15 protein-coding genes are annotated in these 16,454 nt (G+C 68.6%); 9 read left to right on the forward strand and 6 right to left on the reverse strand.

Going from position 1 to position 16,454, the window contains the following annotated elements; genetic code table 11:
• Positions 1-30: 30 nt before the first annotated feature.
• Positions 31-1,005 carry an IclR family transcriptional regulator gene (locus tag QMO76_RS01695; protein WP_306359342.1) on the reverse strand — a complete coding sequence of 325 codons (975 nt, stop codon included), beginning with the start codon at positions 1,003-1,005 and terminating at the stop codon, positions 31-33.
• Positions 1,006-1,213: 208 nt separating this feature from the next.
• Here QMO76_RS01695 and cysD point away from each other — a divergent pair, with 208 nt between their 5' ends.
• From cysD to QMO76_RS01720, 5 genes are read left to right on the forward strand one after another with little or no spacing between them, the layout of a single operon-like run.
• Positions 1,214-2,119 carry a sulfate adenylyltransferase subunit CysD gene (cysD, locus tag QMO76_RS01700; RefSeq protein WP_306359648.1) on the forward strand — a complete coding sequence of 302 codons (906 nt, stop codon included), beginning with the start codon at positions 1,214-1,216 and terminating at the stop codon, positions 2,117-2,119.
• Positions 2,119-3,975 (forward strand): adenylyl-sulfate kinase, encoded by a 1,857-nt coding sequence (cysC, locus tag QMO76_RS01705; protein ID WP_306359343.1) that lies wholly within the window; start codon positions 2,119-2,121, stop codon positions 3,973-3,975. Before cysD ends, cysC begins: the two co-directional genes overlap by 1 nt.
• Positions 3,972-5,207, forward strand: a complete 1,236-nt coding sequence (locus QMO76_RS01710) for a hypothetical protein (protein WP_306359344.1) — start codon at positions 3,972-3,974, stop codon at positions 5,205-5,207. The genes cysC and QMO76_RS01710 overlap by 4 nt, the downstream gene beginning before the upstream one ends.
• Positions 5,208-5,246: 39 nt before the next feature.
• Positions 5,247-6,032: an SDR family oxidoreductase gene (locus tag QMO76_RS01715; protein WP_306359345.1), complete on the forward strand. Its 786-nt coding sequence runs from the start codon at positions 5,247-5,249 to the stop codon at positions 6,030-6,032.
• 14 nt (positions 6,033-6,046) lie between these two features.
• Positions 6,047-7,183, forward strand: coding sequence for a sulfotransferase (locus tag QMO76_RS01720; protein WP_306359346.1), 1,137 nt, complete (start codon positions 6,047-6,049; stop codon positions 7,181-7,183).
• Here QMO76_RS01720 and QMO76_RS01725 read toward each other — a convergent pair.
• Positions 7,180-7,836, reverse strand: coding sequence for a TetR/AcrR family transcriptional regulator (locus QMO76_RS01725; protein WP_306359347.1), 657 nt, complete (start codon positions 7,834-7,836; stop codon positions 7,180-7,182). The genes QMO76_RS01720 and QMO76_RS01725 overlap by 4 nt on opposite strands.
• Positions 7,837-7,949: 113 nt before the next feature.
• Between QMO76_RS01725 and QMO76_RS01730 the strand changes: the two genes are divergently transcribed.
• From QMO76_RS01730 to QMO76_RS01745, 4 genes are all read left to right on the forward strand, one after another.
• Positions 7,950-9,101: an acyl-CoA dehydrogenase family protein gene (locus tag QMO76_RS01730; protein ID WP_306359348.1), complete on the forward strand. Its 1,152-nt coding sequence runs from the start codon at positions 7,950-7,952 to the stop codon at positions 9,099-9,101.
• Positions 9,102-9,288: 187 nt separating this feature from the next.
• Positions 9,289-10,083 (forward strand): 3-oxoacyl-ACP reductase FabG, encoded by a 795-nt coding sequence (fabG, locus tag QMO76_RS01735; RefSeq protein WP_306359349.1) that lies wholly within the window; start codon positions 9,289-9,291, stop codon positions 10,081-10,083.
• 15 nt (positions 10,084-10,098) lie between these two features.
• On the forward strand, positions 10,099-11,256 hold the full coding sequence (locus tag QMO76_RS01740; RefSeq protein WP_306359350.1) for an acyl-CoA dehydrogenase family protein: 1,158 nt from the start codon (positions 10,099-10,101) through the stop codon (positions 11,254-11,256).
• 25 nt (positions 11,257-11,281) lie between these two features.
• The gene (locus QMO76_RS01745) at positions 11,282-11,734 is read left to right on the forward strand and encodes a MaoC family dehydratase (protein ID WP_306359351.1); all 453 of its coding nucleotides are present in this window, start codon (positions 11,282-11,284) and stop codon (positions 11,732-11,734) included.
• A gap of 10 nt (positions 11,735-11,744) precedes the next feature.
• Here QMO76_RS01745 and QMO76_RS01750 read toward each other — a convergent pair whose 3' ends face one another.
• The 4 genes from QMO76_RS01750 to QMO76_RS01765 all read right to left on the reverse strand — a co-directional run bounded on the left by QMO76_RS01750 (position 11,745) and on the right by QMO76_RS01765 (position 16,408).
• On the reverse strand, positions 11,745-12,413 hold the full coding sequence (locus QMO76_RS01750) for a YdcF family protein (RefSeq protein ID WP_306359352.1): 669 nt from the start codon (positions 12,411-12,413) through the stop codon (positions 11,745-11,747).
• 260 nt (positions 12,414-12,673) lie between these two features.
• The gene (locus tag QMO76_RS01755) at positions 12,674-14,299 is read right to left on the reverse strand and encodes a cytochrome bc complex cytochrome b subunit (RefSeq protein ID WP_306359353.1); all 1,626 of its coding nucleotides are present in this window, start codon (positions 14,297-14,299) and stop codon (positions 12,674-12,676) included.
• Positions 14,296-15,453 carry a ubiquinol-cytochrome c reductase iron-sulfur subunit gene (locus QMO76_RS01760; RefSeq protein WP_306359354.1) on the reverse strand — a complete coding sequence of 386 codons (1,158 nt, stop codon included), beginning with the start codon at positions 15,451-15,453 and terminating at the stop codon, positions 14,296-14,298. The genes QMO76_RS01755 and QMO76_RS01760 overlap by 4 nt, the downstream gene beginning before the upstream one ends.
• A 73-nt stretch (positions 15,454-15,526) precedes the next feature.
• The gene (locus QMO76_RS01765; RefSeq protein ID WP_306359355.1) at positions 15,527-16,408 is read right to left on the reverse strand and encodes a cytochrome c; all 882 of its coding nucleotides are present in this window, start codon (positions 16,406-16,408) and stop codon (positions 15,527-15,529) included.
• Between the last annotated feature and the right edge of the window lie 46 nt (positions 16,409-16,454).

Consider the following 16,454-nt stretch of genomic DNA (forward strand, 5'->3'; position numbering starts at 1 on the left):
GCCACAGCGAGACAGCGAAGATCAAGCGCATCACGTCCTACTGGATCGAGCAGTGAGCGGTAGTTCATCGGCGTCGCCGACGGGCGCATGCGCGGCCGATGGGCGGTAAGGCGCGCCTACCGCGGCGGCGGCGGCCATGGTGTCGGCGGCCAGGGCGTCCAGCGCGGTCGCGGTGAGATTGGTGTCGGGGCAGGCGACCACGGCGGCGGTGACGTGGCCGTTGCTGCCGATAGCGACTCCGCTGCCGGTGGCGCTGCCCGTGCCGAAGATCGGCGCGGCGACCGAGACGACCGCGTTGTGGTCGGTGAGTTCGTCGGGCAGGTAGTCGATGGTGATGAGCTCGGTGATCATCGCGTTGAGGCGGTGGCGCAGCGGGTCGGTGACGGGGGAGTGGCGCAGGGTGGACAGCGCCTCGAGCATGGGGGTGGAGTCGTCGGCGAGGCGTTCGACCGCGTAACCGCGGGTGCGGATGGCGTCCAGGACGGCGCTCAGGCGGGGGCGGTGCGACGGGTCGGCGGTGGCGATCCAGGCGTCGCGTTCGGCGGCGGGGGCCCAGGCGACGAATTCGCGGCAGACCGGCGGGGCCAGGGGCAGGCGTCGGCCCACCCGGATCCAGGGCACCGAGGGGGTGCCGATCACCTCGGTGACGAGGATGGCGTCGGCCTCGCGTTCGGCGAGAAAGACCGGAATGTCGTGCTGTGCGGCCAGCTTTCGCATCGGTTCGGCGGCCAGTCGGCGCAGCGGGAAGGCGGCTTCGGCGCGCCGCGCGACCGTCACCAGTTCCAATCCCAGGCTGTAGTTGCCGCTGTCGTCGCGCAGCGTCCAGCCATCGGCGGTGAGCTGGGTCAGCACCGCGTGCGCCGTCGCCCGGGACATGCCGGTGGCGCGCACGATGGCGGCCAGTGAGAGATGTTCGGCCGGGCGGCGGGAGAGCAGGTCGATCACCCGCACCACCCGCTGGGTCGGCGGCGAGGCGGACGGTTCGTCCCGGGCGGATGCGCTCATTGTGAGTCCTGCTCGTCGGCGGGTGAAGGGTGCGGAAGTCGCCCCGGGGCACGGTAATCCAGCATCGGGTATTGACCGCCGTCAGGCTGCCCGCCTATCGTCGGTGTCACATTATCGAACAATAGCGTCGAATATTCGACACCGCAACTCCGGAGGGCAACTCGGGAGACGGTTCGGGCGGAGTTCGGCGCGATAGGTGAGTGACGTGATGCCCACGGGGTACGAGCTGTCGCATCTGACAGCGCTCGAGGCCGAATCGGTGCACATCATCCGAGAGGTCGCGGCCACCTTCGAGCGGCCGGTACTGCTGTTCTCGGGTGGCAAGGATTCGGCGGTCATGCTGGAACTGGCGCGACGGGCGTTCTGGCCCGCCCCGCTGCCCTTCCCGCTGCTGCACATCGACACCGGGCACAACTTCGACGAGGTGATCGACTTCCGGGACCGCACCGCCGAACGGCTGGGCGCGCGCCTGCTGGTGGCACGGGTGCAGGACGATATCGACGCCGGACGGGTGGTGGAGCGGCCGGGCGAGACTCGCAACCGCCTGCAGACCGCCACCCTGCTGCGTGCCATCGGCGAACACCGCTTCGACGCTGTCTTCGGCGGCGCGCGCCGGGACGAGGAGAAGGCCCGCGCCAAGGAACGGGTGTTCAGCTTCCGTGACGAGTACGGGGCCTGGGATCCGCGCGCCCAGCGTCCCGAGGTGTGGAATCTGTACAACGGACGGCACCGCAAGGGCGAGCACATCCGGGTGTTCCCGCTGTCGAACTGGACCGAACTGGATATCTGGGAGTACATCGACTCCGCCGCCGTCGAGCTGCCGTCGCTGTACTACGCGCACCGCCGCGTGGTGGTGGAGCGTGACGGAATGCTGTTGGCCGCCAACCGTTTCCTGACCATCGGCCCGGGGGAGCGGCGCTACGAGAGCACGGTCCGCTTCCGCACCGTCGGCGACGCCACCTGCACCGGCTGCGTCGAATCCACCGCCGCCACCCCGGCCGAGGTGATCGCCGAGACCGCCGTCACCCGCCTCACCGAACGCGGCGCGACCCGCGCCGACGACCGCATCTCCGACTCCGGCATGGAGGATCGCAAGCGAGAGGGCTACTTCTGATGCGCCGCAACCTGTTACGAATTGCCACCGCGGGCAGCGTCGACGACGGCAAGTCCACCCTCATCGGCCGCCTGCTCTACGACTCCAAAGCGCTTTTCAGCGACCAGCTCTCGGCCATCGAGATGTTCAGCACCGCGCGCGGTGACCAGGCCCCCGACCTGTCCTTGGTCACCGACGGCCTGCGCGCGGAACGCGAACAGGGCATCACCATCGACGTCGCCTACCGCTATTTCGCCACGCCCCGACGGAAATTCGTCATCGCCGACACCCCGGGCCATGTGCAGTACACCCGGAACATGGTCACCGGGGCATCCACCGCGGATCTGGCGCTCATTCTGGTGGACGCCCGCAAGGGAGTCTCCGAGCAGACCCGCCGCCACGCCTTCCTGTCCGCACTGCTGGGCGTCGGCCACCTGGTGCTGTGCGTGAACAAGATGGACCTGGTGGACTTCTCCCGCGACCGCTTCGACGAGATCCGCGAGGAATTCGCCGATTTCGCCACCAAACTTGACGTCCGCGACCTCAGTTTCCTGCCGCTGTCGGCCCTGCACGGCGACAATGTGGTGGAACCCTCCGCGCACACCCCGTGGTTCCCGGGCCCGCCGCTGCTGCGTCACCTCGAGGATGTGCACATCGCCTCGGACCGCAATCTCATCGACGCCCGGCTGCCGGTGCAGTACGTCATCCGCCCCAGCGGGGAGACGCGGCGCAGCTACGCGGGCACCATCGCGGGCGGCGTGTTCAAACCCGGCGACGAGATCACCGTGCTGCCCTCGGGCCGTTCCACCCGCGTCGCCCAGATCTGGGGACCGGGCGGCGGCAAGGTGGAGGAAGCCTTCGCCGGCATGGCCGTCTCCCTCGCCCTGGACGACGAGATCGACATCGGCCGCGGTGACATGTTCGCCCGCCCCGGCAATCAGCCCCATCAGGACCGGGAACTCGACGCCATGGTGTGCTGGTTCTCCGACGACACCGAACTGCGCCCCGGCGACCGCTACACCATCCGCACCGCCGCCCAGACCGCACAGGTGCGGGTGCGGACGCTCGACTACCGGCTGGACGTGAACACGCTGCACCGGGTGGAGGACGCGCCGCGCCTGGCGCTCAACGACATCGGCCGCGTGACCCTGCACAGCACGCAGCCGATCCTGTTCGACCCCTACCGTGCCAACCGCGCCACGGGCAGCTTCATCCTCATCGACGAGCACACCGATCAGACCGTCGCCGCGGGCATGATCACCGGCCGCACGCCGGTCCAGCCGGCCACCCGTCGCGGCCCGGTCACCTGGCAGCGGTCGGCGGTGGCGCGCACCCAGCGGCTGTCCCAGGGCAAGACGCTGTGGCTGACCGGCCTGTCCGGCTCCGGGAAGTCCACCATCGCCGTGGAATTGGAGCGCCAGCTCATCGCGGCGGGCCGCCCCGCCTATCTGCTCGACGGGGACAATCTGCGGCACGGCATCAACGACGATCTGGGATTCGGCGATGACGAGCGGCGGGAGAACATCCGCCGGGTGGCCGAGATCGCGGCGCTGTTCGCCGATTCCGGCACCATCGCCATCGTCTCGCTGATCAGCCCGTTCGCCGCCGAGCGGGAGAACGCCCGCCGCATCCACGCCGACAGGGGGCTGGAGTTCCACGAGATCTTCGTCGACACCCCGCTGGCGACCTGCGAAGACCGGGATCCCAAGGGGCTCTACGCCAAGGCCCGCGCCGGTGAGATCACCCAGTTCACCGGCATCGACTCCCCGTACGAGCGCCCCGCACACGCCGATCTGGTGCTCACCCCCGCCGACGGCACCCCGACCGCCATCGCCGAACTCATCCGCCGAGAGCTAGGAATCGCTGACCACCGATGACCGCATCCGACACCGCGAATGCCCCCGACGCCTCCGGCACCGGCCTGGAGCAGGCCGCGCCGCCGTTGACCGAACCCTTCCTGGCGGCCGTGGCCGAGGCCGAGAAGCTCGTCGCCGCAGCGCCTTTCATCCGCACCGACGCCGACCTCGCCGAGGGCTACGACTACCTGGCCGCCAGCATCTCGGCCTGTCTGCGCCTGTCCGGCGCGCACGGCACCTCGCATCCGTACTTCGTCAGCTCCACCGGGCCGCACGCCAAGATGGGCCTGGACAACCCGGACACCCTCTACTACCACGCGAATATCGAGCCGACCGCCGAATACGTGCTGACCGGGGTGCGCGGCACCACCGTGGACCTGAGTTTCCAAGTGCTCAAGGGCGATTACACGGCCACCGACGTGCCGAATGGCGACGACGCCTTCGACGACCGCCGACTGGAGATCGACGCCGACGGGAGCTACCGGCTGCGGTTCGGCCCACCCAAGGAGAATCCGGGGCCGAACTACTTCGTGCTCGGCGAGGGCGCGTCCATGCTGGCCGTGCGGGAGGTGTACGGCGACTGGGCGAACGAGACCAAGGGCCGCATCCGCATCGAACGCGTGGACACCGTCGGCACCGCCCCGGCCGAACCCGATACCGCGCAACTGCGCAAGCGCTACCGGGCCGCCGGGAAGATGCTGCTGTCGCGCATCCACACCTGGTTCAACTTCCCCAAGTGGTTCTATCTCGACCTTCCGGTCAACACCCTCACCGCACCCCGGCTCACCCCCGGCGGACTGAGCACCCAGTATTCCTCGGTGGGCCACTACGACCTCACCGATGACCAGGCGCTCGTCATCACCATCCCGCGTTCGCGCGCTCCGTACCTGGGCTTCCAGCTGGGCAGCATGTGGTACATCTCGCTGGACTACGTGAACCACCAGACCAGCCTCAATCACGCGCAGGCACAGGTGGATCCGGATGACATGGTCCGCATGGTGGTGTCGGCGCGCGATCCGGGCGTCGCCAACTGGATCGAGACCACCGGCCGGAGCCGGGGCATTCTCCAGTTCCGCTGGCAGCGCACCGATCGGCCCATCACCCCCGAGGAAGGCCCGGTGGCGGAGGTGGTGTCCTTCGACGAACTCGCCGCCCACCTGCCGCACCACGAGCACAACCGCATCGACGCCGCGGGCTGGCGTGAGCGCATCGCCGCCCGCCAGCGCGCCTTCGCCGACCGGCAACTCGGCTGATCACCGCTCGGCTCACCCCTACGACACACAGGAATGCCCATGAACAACCCCATGCTGGCCGGCAAGATCGTCGTCGTCAGCGGCGTCGGCCCCGGCCTCGGCCGCTCCATCTGCACCGAATCCGCCGCCGCCGGAGCCACGGTGGTGCTGGCCGCGCGCACCGAATCGCGGTTGAAGGAGGTGGCGGCCGAACTGGAGGCGACGGGCGCCGAAACCCTCTGCGTGCCCACCGATATCACCGATGACGAGGCGGTGCGCAATCTGGTGGCGCGCACCCTGGACACCTTCGGCCGCGTCGACGTGCTGGTGAACAACGCCTTCGCGGTGCCGTCCATGAAACCGTTGGAGCGCACCGACTTCCAGCAGATAAGCGACAGCCTGGACCTCACCGTGCTCGGCAATCTGCGGATGACCCAGGCGTTCACCGCGGCGCTGGCGGAGTCCAAGGGCAGTGTCGTCATGATCAACTCGGCGGTGCTGCGGCATTCCGAACCCCGCTATGGCAGTTACAAACTCGCCAAGTCCGCGCTGCACGCCATGTCGCACACCCTCGCCACCGAACTCGGCCCGCAGGGCATCCGGGTCAATACCGTTGCCCCCGGCTACATCTGGAACGACCAGCTGAAGTGGTACTTCGGCGAGATCGCCAAGAAGTACGGCATCACCCCGGAGCAGGTGTACGAGCAGACCGCGGCCAAATCGGATCTGAAGCGGCTGCCCGAACCCGACGAGATCGCCCGCGCCGTGGTCTTCCTGGCCTCCCCGTGGGCCAGCGCCATCACCGGGCAGACCCTCGATGTCAACTGCGGCGAATACCACGTCTGAGAGCTGAGGAGACGATGACGATGAGCGGACGTACCGGCGTCGGAACGGTCGAGGACCTGCACGCCTCCGCCACCAAGGTCTGCGGCCTCACCGATTTCGGGGCCGACGACTACACCGAGGCGCTCGGTGTGCTGCTGGAGTCCTATCGGCGTGACGCCGACCTGACCGAACTCGGCAGCAAGATGAGCCGCTACTTCCTGCGCGGAGCGCTGGTGGCGCGGGCCCTGAGCGAGGCGTCCTGGCGGGCCCATCCCGGCTGTGCCGACACCCCGGTCACCCGGCCCATCTTCGTGACCGGCCTGCCGCGCACCGGCACCACGGCCCTGCACCGGCTGCTGGCCGCCGATCCGGCGCATCAGGCCCTGGAGATGTGGCTGGCCGAGTTCCCGCAGCCCCGGCCGCCGCGTGACACCTGGGCCGACAATCCGGTCTACCAGCGCATCGACGCCGGGTTCGCCCAGCACCGCATCGAGAATCCGGAATTCATGGGCGTGCACTACATGAGCGCCGCCGATGTGGAGGAATGCTGGCAGCTGCTGCGGCAGACGGTGAAATCCATCGCCTACGAGAGCCTGGCCCACCTGCCCACCTACTCGCGGTGGCTGCGCGGCCAGGACTGGACCAATGCCTATGTGCGGCACCGGAAGAACCTGCAACTCATCGGCCTGAACGACCAGCGCCGCTGGGTGCTCAAGAATCCCAGCCACCTGTTCGCCCTGGACGCGCTCATGCGGGTGTACCCGGACGCGCTCATCATCCAGACTCACCGCGATCCGGTCACCATCGTCGGCTCCTCGTGCAGTCTGTCCGAGCAGGCCACCAAGGGCTGGTCGAACTCCTTCGGCGGGGCGAAACTGGGTGCGGCGCAACTGGAACTGTGGTCGCGCGGCTGGCGGGAGTTCAGCGCGGCGCGGGCGCGCTACCGCGCCGACCAGTTCCTCGACATCCAGTTCGAGGATCTGCGGGCCGATCCGATGGGCACCATCGAGACCATCTACAAGGCGTTCGGCATGGAACTCACCGATGCGGCGCGCACGGCCATGCTCGCGCTCGACGCGGAGAGCAAATCCGGTGACCGCAAGCCCGCGCACCGGTACTCGCTGGCCGATTACGGGCTGACCGAGGATCAGGTGCGCGCGGAGTTCGCCTAGTCGGCGACGTGCTGAGCGGGTCGGGCCGGGTCGGGGCTGTCGACGCGCAGCCCCAACCCGGCCACGAAGGTCGTCAGGGCCAGTTCGAAACTCTCGGCGTCGATTTCGTCGGCGCGGGCGCGCAGCAGGTGCGCCTGCTCCAGATGCGGATAGCGGTCGCGGTAGACCCGCGCATCGTCGACGAAACCGCGGGAGAACGAGCCGACGGTCGACCCCATGACCAGGTAGCGGGTGGCCGCGCCGATCATGGTGGCCTCGCGCGGCGGCCAGCCCGCACCCACCAGCCCGCCGTGCACCGCGTCGGCCGCGCGCAGGTTCTCCTCCCGCTGCCCCGGCCCGGAGGCCAGGTAGGGCACGAAATTCGGATGCGCCACCAAGGCCGCGCGATAGGAGCGCGCCCACTCCATGAGCCCGTGCCGCCAGTCGCCGCTCGCGAAGGCCGAGGTGTCGACCCGGCTCATGATGCCGCGGGCGATATCGTCGAGCAGATCGTCCTTGGTGGGGTAGTGGCCGTACAGTGAGGCGGCCTGCACCCCCAGCTCGGCGGCCAGTTTGCGCATGGACAGCGCGCCGAGGCCGTCACGGTCGACGAGTGCCAGCGCCGTCTCGCGAATGCGGTCGCGGCTGAGCAGCGGCACCTTCGGCCTGGCCATCGGCCTCCCCTCTCTCGTCGGAGCCGAACCTATCACCCGGCTCTTGATCAACCGAACGACGTTGGGATACCGTCTGCGGCGTTAAACCTAACACTGTTCGGTTAGGAGTGGAGATGGACTTCGAACTCGGCGACGCACACCGCGAACTGCGGGAGGTCGCCCGGGCGTGGGTCGACAGGGAAGTCGTACCCTTCGCCACCGAGTGGGACCGCGCCGAAGCGGTCGATCCGGCGATCGTCGGCAAACTCGGCGAGATGGGCTTCCTCGGCATCGAGATACCCGAGGAGTACGGCGGCTCCGGCGGCGACGCCCTGGCCTACTGCCTGCTGCTCGAGGAACTGGGTCGCGGGGACAGCGCCGTGCGCGGCATCGTCTCGGTATCGCTGGGCCTGGTCGCCACATCGATCAAGACCTACGGCAGCGCCGAACAGCGCACGCGCTGGCTGCCGCCGCTGTGCGCCGGAACCTCCCTGGGCTGCTTCGGACTCACCGAACCGGGCACCGGATCCGACGCCGCCGCGCTGACCACCCGCGCCGTGCGCGACGGCGACGACTGGGTGCTGTCGGGCACCAAGATCTTCATCACCAACGGCACCCGCGCCGACGTCGCGCTCGTCTTCGCGCGCACCGGCGGGCCGGGGCCGAAGGGCGTGACCGCCTTCCTGGTGCCCACGGACACACCGGGATTCGACCGTACCGAGATCAAGGGCAAACTCGGCCTGCGCGGGCAGGCCACCGCGGAACTGGTGCTCGACGGCGTCCGGGTACCGGACACGGCGCGACTCGGCGCGGAAGGCCAGGGCTTCCGGATCGCCATGGGGGCCTTGGACAAAGGCCGCATGGGCGTCGCGGCGGGCTGCGTGGGCGTGGCGCGGGCCTGCCTGGAGGCGTCGGTGCGCTACGCGGGGGAGCGCGAGCAGTTCGGCAAACCCATCGCGTCCTTCCAGCTGGTCCAGGAACTGCTCGCCGATATCGCCGTCGAGGTCGACGCCGCGCGGCTGCTGACCTGGCGCGTCGCGGATCTGGTCGAGCGCGGCAAGCCGTTCGGCACCGCGGCGTCCATGGCCAAACTCTTCGCCAGCGAGGCGGCGGTCAAGGCCGCGAACAATGCCATCCAGGTCTTCGGCGGCTACGGCTACATCGACGAGTACCCGGTGTCGAAGTACCTGCGCGACGCCCGCGTGCTCACCCTCTACGAGGGCACCAGCCAGATCCAGAAACTGCTCATCGGCCGCGCCCTCACCGGCGTGAACGCCTTCGCGTGAACCGCGCACCGCGCGGTACCGCTCGAACGACTGTGCCAGACAGGAGAATTCCATGACCGCGAATCCCACGCACGGTAATCCCACGCCCGCGAGTCCTGTGCTCGCGAGTTCTGCGTCCCCGAGTCCCGCGTCCCCGGGTTCTGCGTCCCCGGGTTCTGCGCCCGCGAGTCCTGCGTCCCCGAGTTCTGTGTCCCCGAGTCCCGCGCCCGGGACTCCCGACCCCGGGAATTCAACACAGCCGGTCGCCTTCGTGACCGGTGCCGCCCGTGGGATCGGCGCGGCCATCGCCGCGCGGCTGGCCGCCGACGGGGCCGTCGTGGCGGTCGCCGACCTCGACGAGTCCGCCTGCGCCGCGACCGTGGACGCCATCGCCGCCGCTGGCGGCAAGGCCGTGGCCGTGGCCTGCGACGTGACCGCCGAGGACCAGGTGGACGCCGCCGTGGACCGGGTGGCGGCCGACCTCGGATCACTGGACATCCTGGTCAACAATGCCGGGGTGCTGCGCGACAACCTGCTGTTCAAGATGTCGCTGGCGGATTGGGACACCGTCATGTCGGTCCACCTGCGCGGCGCGTTCCTGTGCAGCCGGGCGGCCCAGCGGCATATGGTGGCCCAGCGCTCCGGCAAGATCGTCAACACCTCCAGCGTCTCCGCGCTCGGCAATCGCGGGCAGGCCAACTACAGTGCCGCCAAGATGGGCATCCAGGGCTTCACCCGCACCCTCGCCATGGAACTCGGGCCGTACGGCATCAATGTCAACGCCGTCGCGCCGGGCTTCATCGTCACCGAGATGACCGCCGCCACCGCCGCGCGCATCGGCGTGAGTTCCGAAGAGCTGCAAGCCGAGACCGCCGCGATCACACCGCTGCGGCGGGTCGGGCGGCCCGCCGACATCGCCAATGCGGTGGCCTTCCTGGCCTCCGGCGATGCCGCCTTCGTCACCGGCCAGACCATCTACGTCGACGGCGGACGCCGTCTCTAGGGGATCGAGAACATCATGCGCAGAACGGTTTTCACCGCCGACCACGACGCCTTCCGGGAGACGGCGCGCGCCTTCATCGAGGCCGAGGTGGTTCCCGTCTACGAGAAGTGGTACGCCGAGGGCATCGTGCCCCGCGAGTTCTACTACAAGCTCGCCGAACTCGGCGTCTTCGGCATCGAGGTGCCCGAGGAGTACGGCGGGGCGGGCATCGAATCCTTCAAGTTCCAGGCCATCCTCATGGAGGAGACCGCCCGCGCCGGAGTGTCCTTCGGCGGATCGGGCGTCCATGTCGGGCTCTGCCTGCCCTACCTGAGGTCCCTCGCCACCGCCGAGCAGAAGCAGCGCTGGCTACCGGGCTTCGTCACCGGTGAACTCATGTTCGCCATCGCCATGACCGAACCCGGCACCGGCTCCGACCTGGCCGGTATGCGCACCACCGCCACCCGGTCCGAGGACGGCACGCACTACGTGCTCAATGGGTCCAAGACCTTCATCACCGGCGGCGTGCACGCCGACCGGGTGATCGTCTGCGCCCGCACCGCGCCGCCCACCGAACAGGACCGCCGCCACGGCATCTCGCTGTTCGTCGTGGACACCTCCTCGCCCGGCTACACCGTCGGACGCGAACTCGACAAGCTGGGGCTGAAGGTCTCCGATACCGCCGAACTCACCTTCACCGACGTGCGGGTGCCGGTGGCGGATCTGCTCGGCGCGGAACATCAGGGGTTCTCCTACCTCGGGCGTAATCTGCCCCAGGAACGACTGTCCATCGCAGTCGGCGCGTACGCGCAGGCCAAGGCGGCGGTGCGGTTCGCGAAGGAATACACCCGGCAGCGCAGTGTCTTCGGGCAACCGGTGGCGAGCTTCCAGAACACCAAGTTCGAGCTCGCGGCCTGCCGCGCCGAGGTGGACGCCGCCGAGGCGGTGGTGGACCGCGCGCTCGACGCCCTGGACGCCGGGGAGTTGACTCCCGCGGACGCCGCCTCGGCCAAGCTGTTCTGCACCGAGGTCGCCGCCCGCGTCATCGACCGCTGCCTGCAACTGCACGGCGGCTACGGATTCATCAACGAGTACCCGATCGCCCGGCTGTACGCCGACAACCGTGTCAACCGCATCTACGGTGGCACCAGCGAAGTGATGAAGATGATCATCGCCAAGGATATGGGACTGTGATGCGGGACTGTGAGGAGTGCGACGCATGACCGAGTTCGCGGACTTCGATGCCCTGCGCGCCGCCGTCGGCACCGAGATCGGGGTGAGCGACTGGCTCACCGTCGATCAGCGGCGCATCGACCTGTTCGCCGAGGCCACCGGGGACCACCAGTGGATTCACGTGGATGCCGACCGCGCCGCCGCCGGACCCTACGGCGGCACCATCGCGCACGGATTCCTGACCCTGTCGCTCATCGTGCCGCTCACCCAGCAGATCATGACGGTGCGCTGTGCCAGCGCCGGAATCAACTACGGGCTGAACAAGGTTCGCTTCATCACCCCGGTCCCGGCCGGCGGGGCGATACGGGCGCGCTTGCGGCTGGACTCCGTCACCGACGTCCCGGGTGGGGTGCAGGCCGAACGCACCGTCACCGTCGAACTCGACGGTGCGCAACGTCCGGCCTGTGTCGCCGAGAGCATCTCCCGCTATCTGGTGTGAGCCCGCGGCGTCACCGTCCGGAGCCGAACGGCTGCGCCGATAGCGGCGTCTCATCGGGGGTCATGGTCGCCACCACCGGAATTCCGGCGGCCTGGAAGTTGTGCAGCGCCCGCCCGATGTGATCGGCGGAGGTGATGAGGATGGCGGTCGTCGCGCCGATGGCCGCCATCACCCTCGCCGAGAAGGCCGCGTTCTGCACCGTCGAATTCGCCTGTGTTTCGACATGAATGCGCTGCGGCGGGATGCCGCGCGCGATCAGCCACTCCGCCATGGCCGCCGCCTCGGGCACGCCGTTGCGCGGATTGCCGCCCGTGACGATGACCGGTGCGGCGGGGGAGAGCACCGCCGAGACGTACCCGGCGTGCAGCCGGTTGATCAGCTCCGGTCGCATGGAGCCGTCCGGCAGCAGCCCGTAGCCGAGCACCACGATGGCGGTGTTCGGGGTGAACAGCGCGGGCAGCTGCAGCCCCGGAAGCCGCACCGTCGTCACCGTGTCGATGGCGGCGAGCACCTCGTCGGTGATTCCGGTGGACGGATGTTCCGGGGTGGCGGGTTCGGCGAGCGCCGGGGCCGCGGTCAGGGCCAGGGCGGTCAGGGCCGCACCCGTGACCACGAGCCGCGCGACCGCGCGGGCTGTGTGCCGCAGCACGGGGGCGGGGGGAAGGAACGGATCGAACATGGGGGTGACCTCCTGACCACAAGATGTGACAAGTAGCCGGTTCACTTTTTCGATCAATGATCACCCGTGGCGTGCCCGCCGATAGGCGAATCCGCGAAATACGTACGCATTGGCGCGAACCGACAACCGGCGCCGGCCGTTCGTGGTGGAGCGGCAGGCCCGAGCCGAACAGCTCGAGACGAAACAGGCAGGGCCCCGAGTCGACTCCGACTCGGGGCCCTGCCCTGTGACGATCAGTGAGAACTCTGCTCAGTGAGAACTCAGTGGTCGCTGTGCTTTCCGCTGGAACCGTCATCCTGCGCCGCCTCCAGGGCCGCCAGCATGTCGTGCTCCTCCTGGTGCGCCAGCTGCGCGTTGGTCTCGATCTCGGCGGGCGGGTCGGCCCGCAGGAAGGAGCCCGAACCCGGCTTGCCGGCCGAACCCAGCTTGGACATCTTCTTCGGCACCGGAGCGCCCTGGTACTCCAGGGGGATCGGGTGGCCGTGCGAATCCACCGGGCCCAGCGGCTGGTGGATCTCGATGTACTCGCCGTGCGGCAGGCGCTTGATCACACCGGTCTCGACACCGTGCTCCAGCACCGCGCGGTCGCTGCGCTGCAGGCCGATGCAGAACCGGTAGGCGATGAAGTACGCCAGCGGCGGGCCGAGCAGCAGCAGGATGCGACCGCCCCAGGTGGTGGCATTCAGCGAGATGTCGAACTTGAACGCGATGATGTCGTTCACGCAGGAGACGGTCAGCACCACGTAGAAGGTGATGGCCATGGCGCCGATACCGGTGCGCACCGGCACGTCGCGCGGACGCTGCAACAGGTTGTGCCGGGCGTCGTCACCGGTGAGGCGCTTCTCGATCCACGGGTAGGCGATCAGCACCGTGAACACCAGACCCATCACCAGCGCCACCCAGAACACCGCGGGCACCGTGTAGTTGCCGATGTAGATCTCCCACGGCGGCATCAGACGCGCCATACCGTCGGTCCACATCATGTAGAAGTCCGGCTGCGAACCCGCCGAGACCTGAGACGGGTTGTACGGACCCAGGTTCCAGATCGGGTTGATCTGCAGCAGACCACCCATGAGCGCGATGATGCCCAGCGTGAAGCAGAAGAACGCGCCCTGATCCGCGGCGAACACCGGGACGATGCGGGCGCCCACCACATTGGTTTCCTTGCGGCCCGGACCGGGGAACTGGGTGTGCTTCTGGTACCAGACGATCGCCACGTGCGCCGCGATCAGCGCCAGCATGATGCCCGGCAGCAGCAGCACGTGCGCGATGTACAAGCGCGGAATGATGATGTCGCCGGGGAAGTCGCCGCCGAACATCAGCCAGTGCAGCCAGGTGCCGACCACCGGAACGCCGATGGTGATGCCCGAGAAGGCCGCGCGCAGACCGGTACCCGACAGCAGGTCGTCGGGCAGCGAGTAGCCGAAGAAGCCCTCGAACATGGCCAGGATCAGCAGCAGCGAGCCGATCACCCAGTTCGCCTCACGCGGCTTGCGGAACGCGCCGGTGAAGAAGATGCGGAACAGGTGGATGATGATCGACGCCGCGAACAGCAGCGCCGCCCAGTGGTGCACCTGCCGGACGAACAGACCGCCGCGCACCTCGAAGGAGATGTTCAGGGCCGTCTCGTACGCCCGCGACATGCCGACGCCGCGCAGCGGCTGGTACGCGCCGTCGTAGGTGACGTGCGCCATCGACGGGTCGAAGTACAGCGTCAGGTAGATACCCGACAGCAGCAGGATGATGAAGCAGTAGAGCGCGATCTCACCGAGCAGGAACGACCAGTGGGTCGGGAAGACCTTGTTGATCGAACGCTTCATGAAGGCCGCGGCGTGATACCGCTCGTCGATCTCGTTGGCCTGTGCGGCCGCTTTGCTTGGGCTCATGAACGACGCTCCCAGAAGGCCGGTCCGAGCGGCTCGATGAAGTCGCCGTTGGCGACCAGGTAGCCCTCGGAGTTGACGGTGATCGGCAGCTGCGGCAGCGCACGGGCGGCGGGACCGAAGACCGGCTTACCCCATTCGGTCGCGGAGAACTGCGACTGGTGGCAGGGGCACAGGATCCGGTTGGTCTGCTGCTCGAACAGCGAGGTGGGGCAGCCCAGGTGGGTGCAGATCTTCGAGTAGGCGAAGTAGTCGCCGTAGTTGAAGCTCTCCTGACCCTTGCGCTTGATCGCCTTCTCCGCGTCCGCGGTGCGCAGGCGGATCAGCATGACGGAGTTGCGGATACCGCGCAGCGACTGGAGCGTCTCGTGCGCGTCGCCCCGCCACTCTTCCTTCCAGGGGAAGACGGTCTCCATCGAACCCGCGTCCAGATCCTCCGGACGCACCAGCACGATGTCGTCGATGCGGCCGGTGTCGCGACGCAGGTAGACGGTCTGGCCCGGGTAGTCCGGGGTCCAGCCCGACACCCACAGCGGCGACTTGTCGCCCTTGGCCCACGGGTTCTTCACCATGCCGCCGACGAAGACGAACAGCGCGCCGATGCCCAGCAGGCCCGCGCCGAGCCCCGCGGTGCGGGTGATCATCTTGCGGCGGGCCAGCGTGGAGGTGTCCAGCGCGTCCTGCAGCTCGGCGGCCAGGGTGCGGCGGTTGGTCTCCGAGGACTTGCCGTCGTGGCGGTCCTGAATGGAGATCTCGGCCGGAATGAACTTCTTGCGGATCAGCACCACCGCGATGCCGATGGCGAGCACCGCGATACCCAGCGACAGACCGACCAGCGGGGTGTAGAGGCTGTAGGCGGCGTTGCCCTCGTCATTGCGGGACTTGTAGCTCCACGGCCAGAACAGGAAGACACCGATCAGCGCGACGGCCGACAGCGCCGAGATGCCGAACCACATCGCCACCTGGCGCTCGGCCCGCTTCTCGGCCCGGGTGCCGGGCACCGGCCAGCGCGGCGCGCGATAGGCGACATCGACGCCGTCCATCTTCGTGCCGAGTTCGACCAGTTCGTCCCGCGACAGCGCGTCGAGCTGCTCCTCGGTCAGATCCGTCTGCGGCGTGGGGTGGTCCCCCATGCTGTTTCGCTCCTCTTCGCTCATGACTGCGTCCTTTGGGTCATGTGCCCGGGCCCTCCGTGGTTACGCTGCGCTGCCGCCTCCGGGCCTGACGCGCTCATGACCGAGATCCGATCCACATGGCGGAACCGACCAGCAGGGTGATGCCGACGATCCAGGCGGCCAGACCCTCGGTGGCGGGGCCGAAGCCGCCGAGGCCGTAGCCGCCCTCGGCCCGGGTCTCGGTGCGGTCCTTGACGTAGGCGACGATGTCGCGCTTCTCCTCCGGCGTCAGCTGCCGGTCGGAGAACTTGGGCATGTTCTGCGGGCCGGTGAGCATCGCGGTGTAGATCTGCTGCTCATTGGCCGGCTCCAGCGGCGGCGCGAACTTGCCGGACGACAGCGCGCCACCCTTGCCGGTGAAGTTGTGGCAGGACGCGCAGTTCATGCGGAACAGCTCGCCACCGCGACCCAGGTCGGCGCCCCTGATCAGCGACTCCTGCGCGATCTCGCCGTCGGCGTCGCGCACCACGGTCGGGCCGCCGCCGTTGGCAGCGATGTACGCGCCCAGCGCGTCGGTCTGGCGGGCATCGAACTTGGGGGGCTTGCGCATGATCTGCGCCTCGTTGCGGACCGCGGGCATGCGGCCGGTGGAGACCTGGAAGTAGACCGCGGCCTCACCGGTGCCGATCAGGCTGGGGCCGCGATCCTCTACACCCTGCAGGTTGACGCCGTGGCAGGTGACACACGAGGTGTCGTAGATCTGCTTGCCCTCGCGCAGCAGCGCGGACTGATCCTCGTTCGCGGTCGCGACCTGGGCGTCCGGGGTCAGCGCCGAGGCCGTGAAGCCGGCTCCGACGAGGCCCATCAGCAGAACCAGGCCGCCCGCGAAGCGCCGCTTGCTGCGTCGCTGCCTACGGACCTTGGTGGCCTGATTCTCTTGCGCGCTGCCGATCCCGGGGCCGCTGGGATCTGGCGCTGACGGGGGAGATGAACTCATCTGTGTCCCTTTGGAGTAGACGGAACCGACTGTGCAGAAGCTCTCG

The sequence above is a fragment of the Nocardia sp. CC227C genome (genome assembly GCF_030767025.1).
Lineage (GTDB): Bacteria > Actinomycetota > Actinomycetes > Mycobacteriales > Mycobacteriaceae > Nocardia.

What these genes read in the sequence shown, in the direction of transcription:
- QMO76_RS01720 (WP_306359346.1), top strand. Translation starts at nt 6,047, where the DNA reads ATGACGATGAGCGGACGTACCGGCGTCGGAACGGTCGAGGACCTGCAC.
- QMO76_RS01730 (WP_306359348.1), top strand. Translation starts at nt 7,950, where the DNA reads ATGGACTTCGAACTCGGCGACGCACACCGCGAACTGCGGGAGGTCGCC.
- QMO76_RS01755 (WP_306359353.1), bottom strand. Translation starts at nt 14,299, where the DNA reads ATGAGCCCAAGCAAAGCGGCCGCACAGGCCAACGAGATCGACGAGCGG.
- QMO76_RS01750 (WP_306359352.1), bottom strand. Translation starts at nt 12,413, where the DNA reads ATGTTCGATCCGTTCCTTCCCCCCGCCCCCGTGCTGCGGCACACAGCC.
- QMO76_RS01695 (WP_306359342.1), bottom strand. Translation starts at nt 1,005, where the DNA reads ATGAGCGCATCCGCCCGGGACGAACCGTCCGCCTCGCCGCCGACCCAG.
- cysD (WP_306359648.1), top strand. Translation starts at nt 1,214, where the DNA reads ATGCCCACGGGGTACGAGCTGTCGCATCTGACAGCGCTCGAGGCCGAA.
- QMO76_RS01765 (WP_306359355.1), bottom strand. Translation starts at nt 16,408, where the DNA reads ATGAGTTCATCTCCCCCGTCAGCGCCAGATCCCAGCGGCCCCGGGATC.
- QMO76_RS01715 (WP_306359345.1), top strand. Translation starts at nt 5,247, where the DNA reads ATGAACAACCCCATGCTGGCCGGCAAGATCGTCGTCGTCAGCGGCGTC.
- QMO76_RS01740 (WP_306359350.1), top strand. Translation starts at nt 10,099, where the DNA reads ATGCGCAGAACGGTTTTCACCGCCGACCACGACGCCTTCCGGGAGACG.
- QMO76_RS01760 (WP_306359354.1), bottom strand. Translation starts at nt 15,453, where the DNA reads ATGAGCGAAGAGGAGCGAAACAGCATGGGGGACCACCCCACGCCGCAG.
- QMO76_RS01745 (WP_306359351.1), top strand. Translation starts at nt 11,282, where the DNA reads ATGACCGAGTTCGCGGACTTCGATGCCCTGCGCGCCGCCGTCGGCACC.
- cysC (WP_306359343.1), top strand. Translation starts at nt 2,119, where the DNA reads ATGCGCCGCAACCTGTTACGAATTGCCACCGCGGGCAGCGTCGACGAC.
- QMO76_RS01725 (WP_306359347.1), bottom strand. Translation starts at nt 7,836, where the DNA reads ATGGCCAGGCCGAAGGTGCCGCTGCTCAGCCGCGACCGCATTCGCGAG.
- QMO76_RS01710 (WP_306359344.1), top strand. Translation starts at nt 3,972, where the DNA reads ATGACCGCATCCGACACCGCGAATGCCCCCGACGCCTCCGGCACCGGC.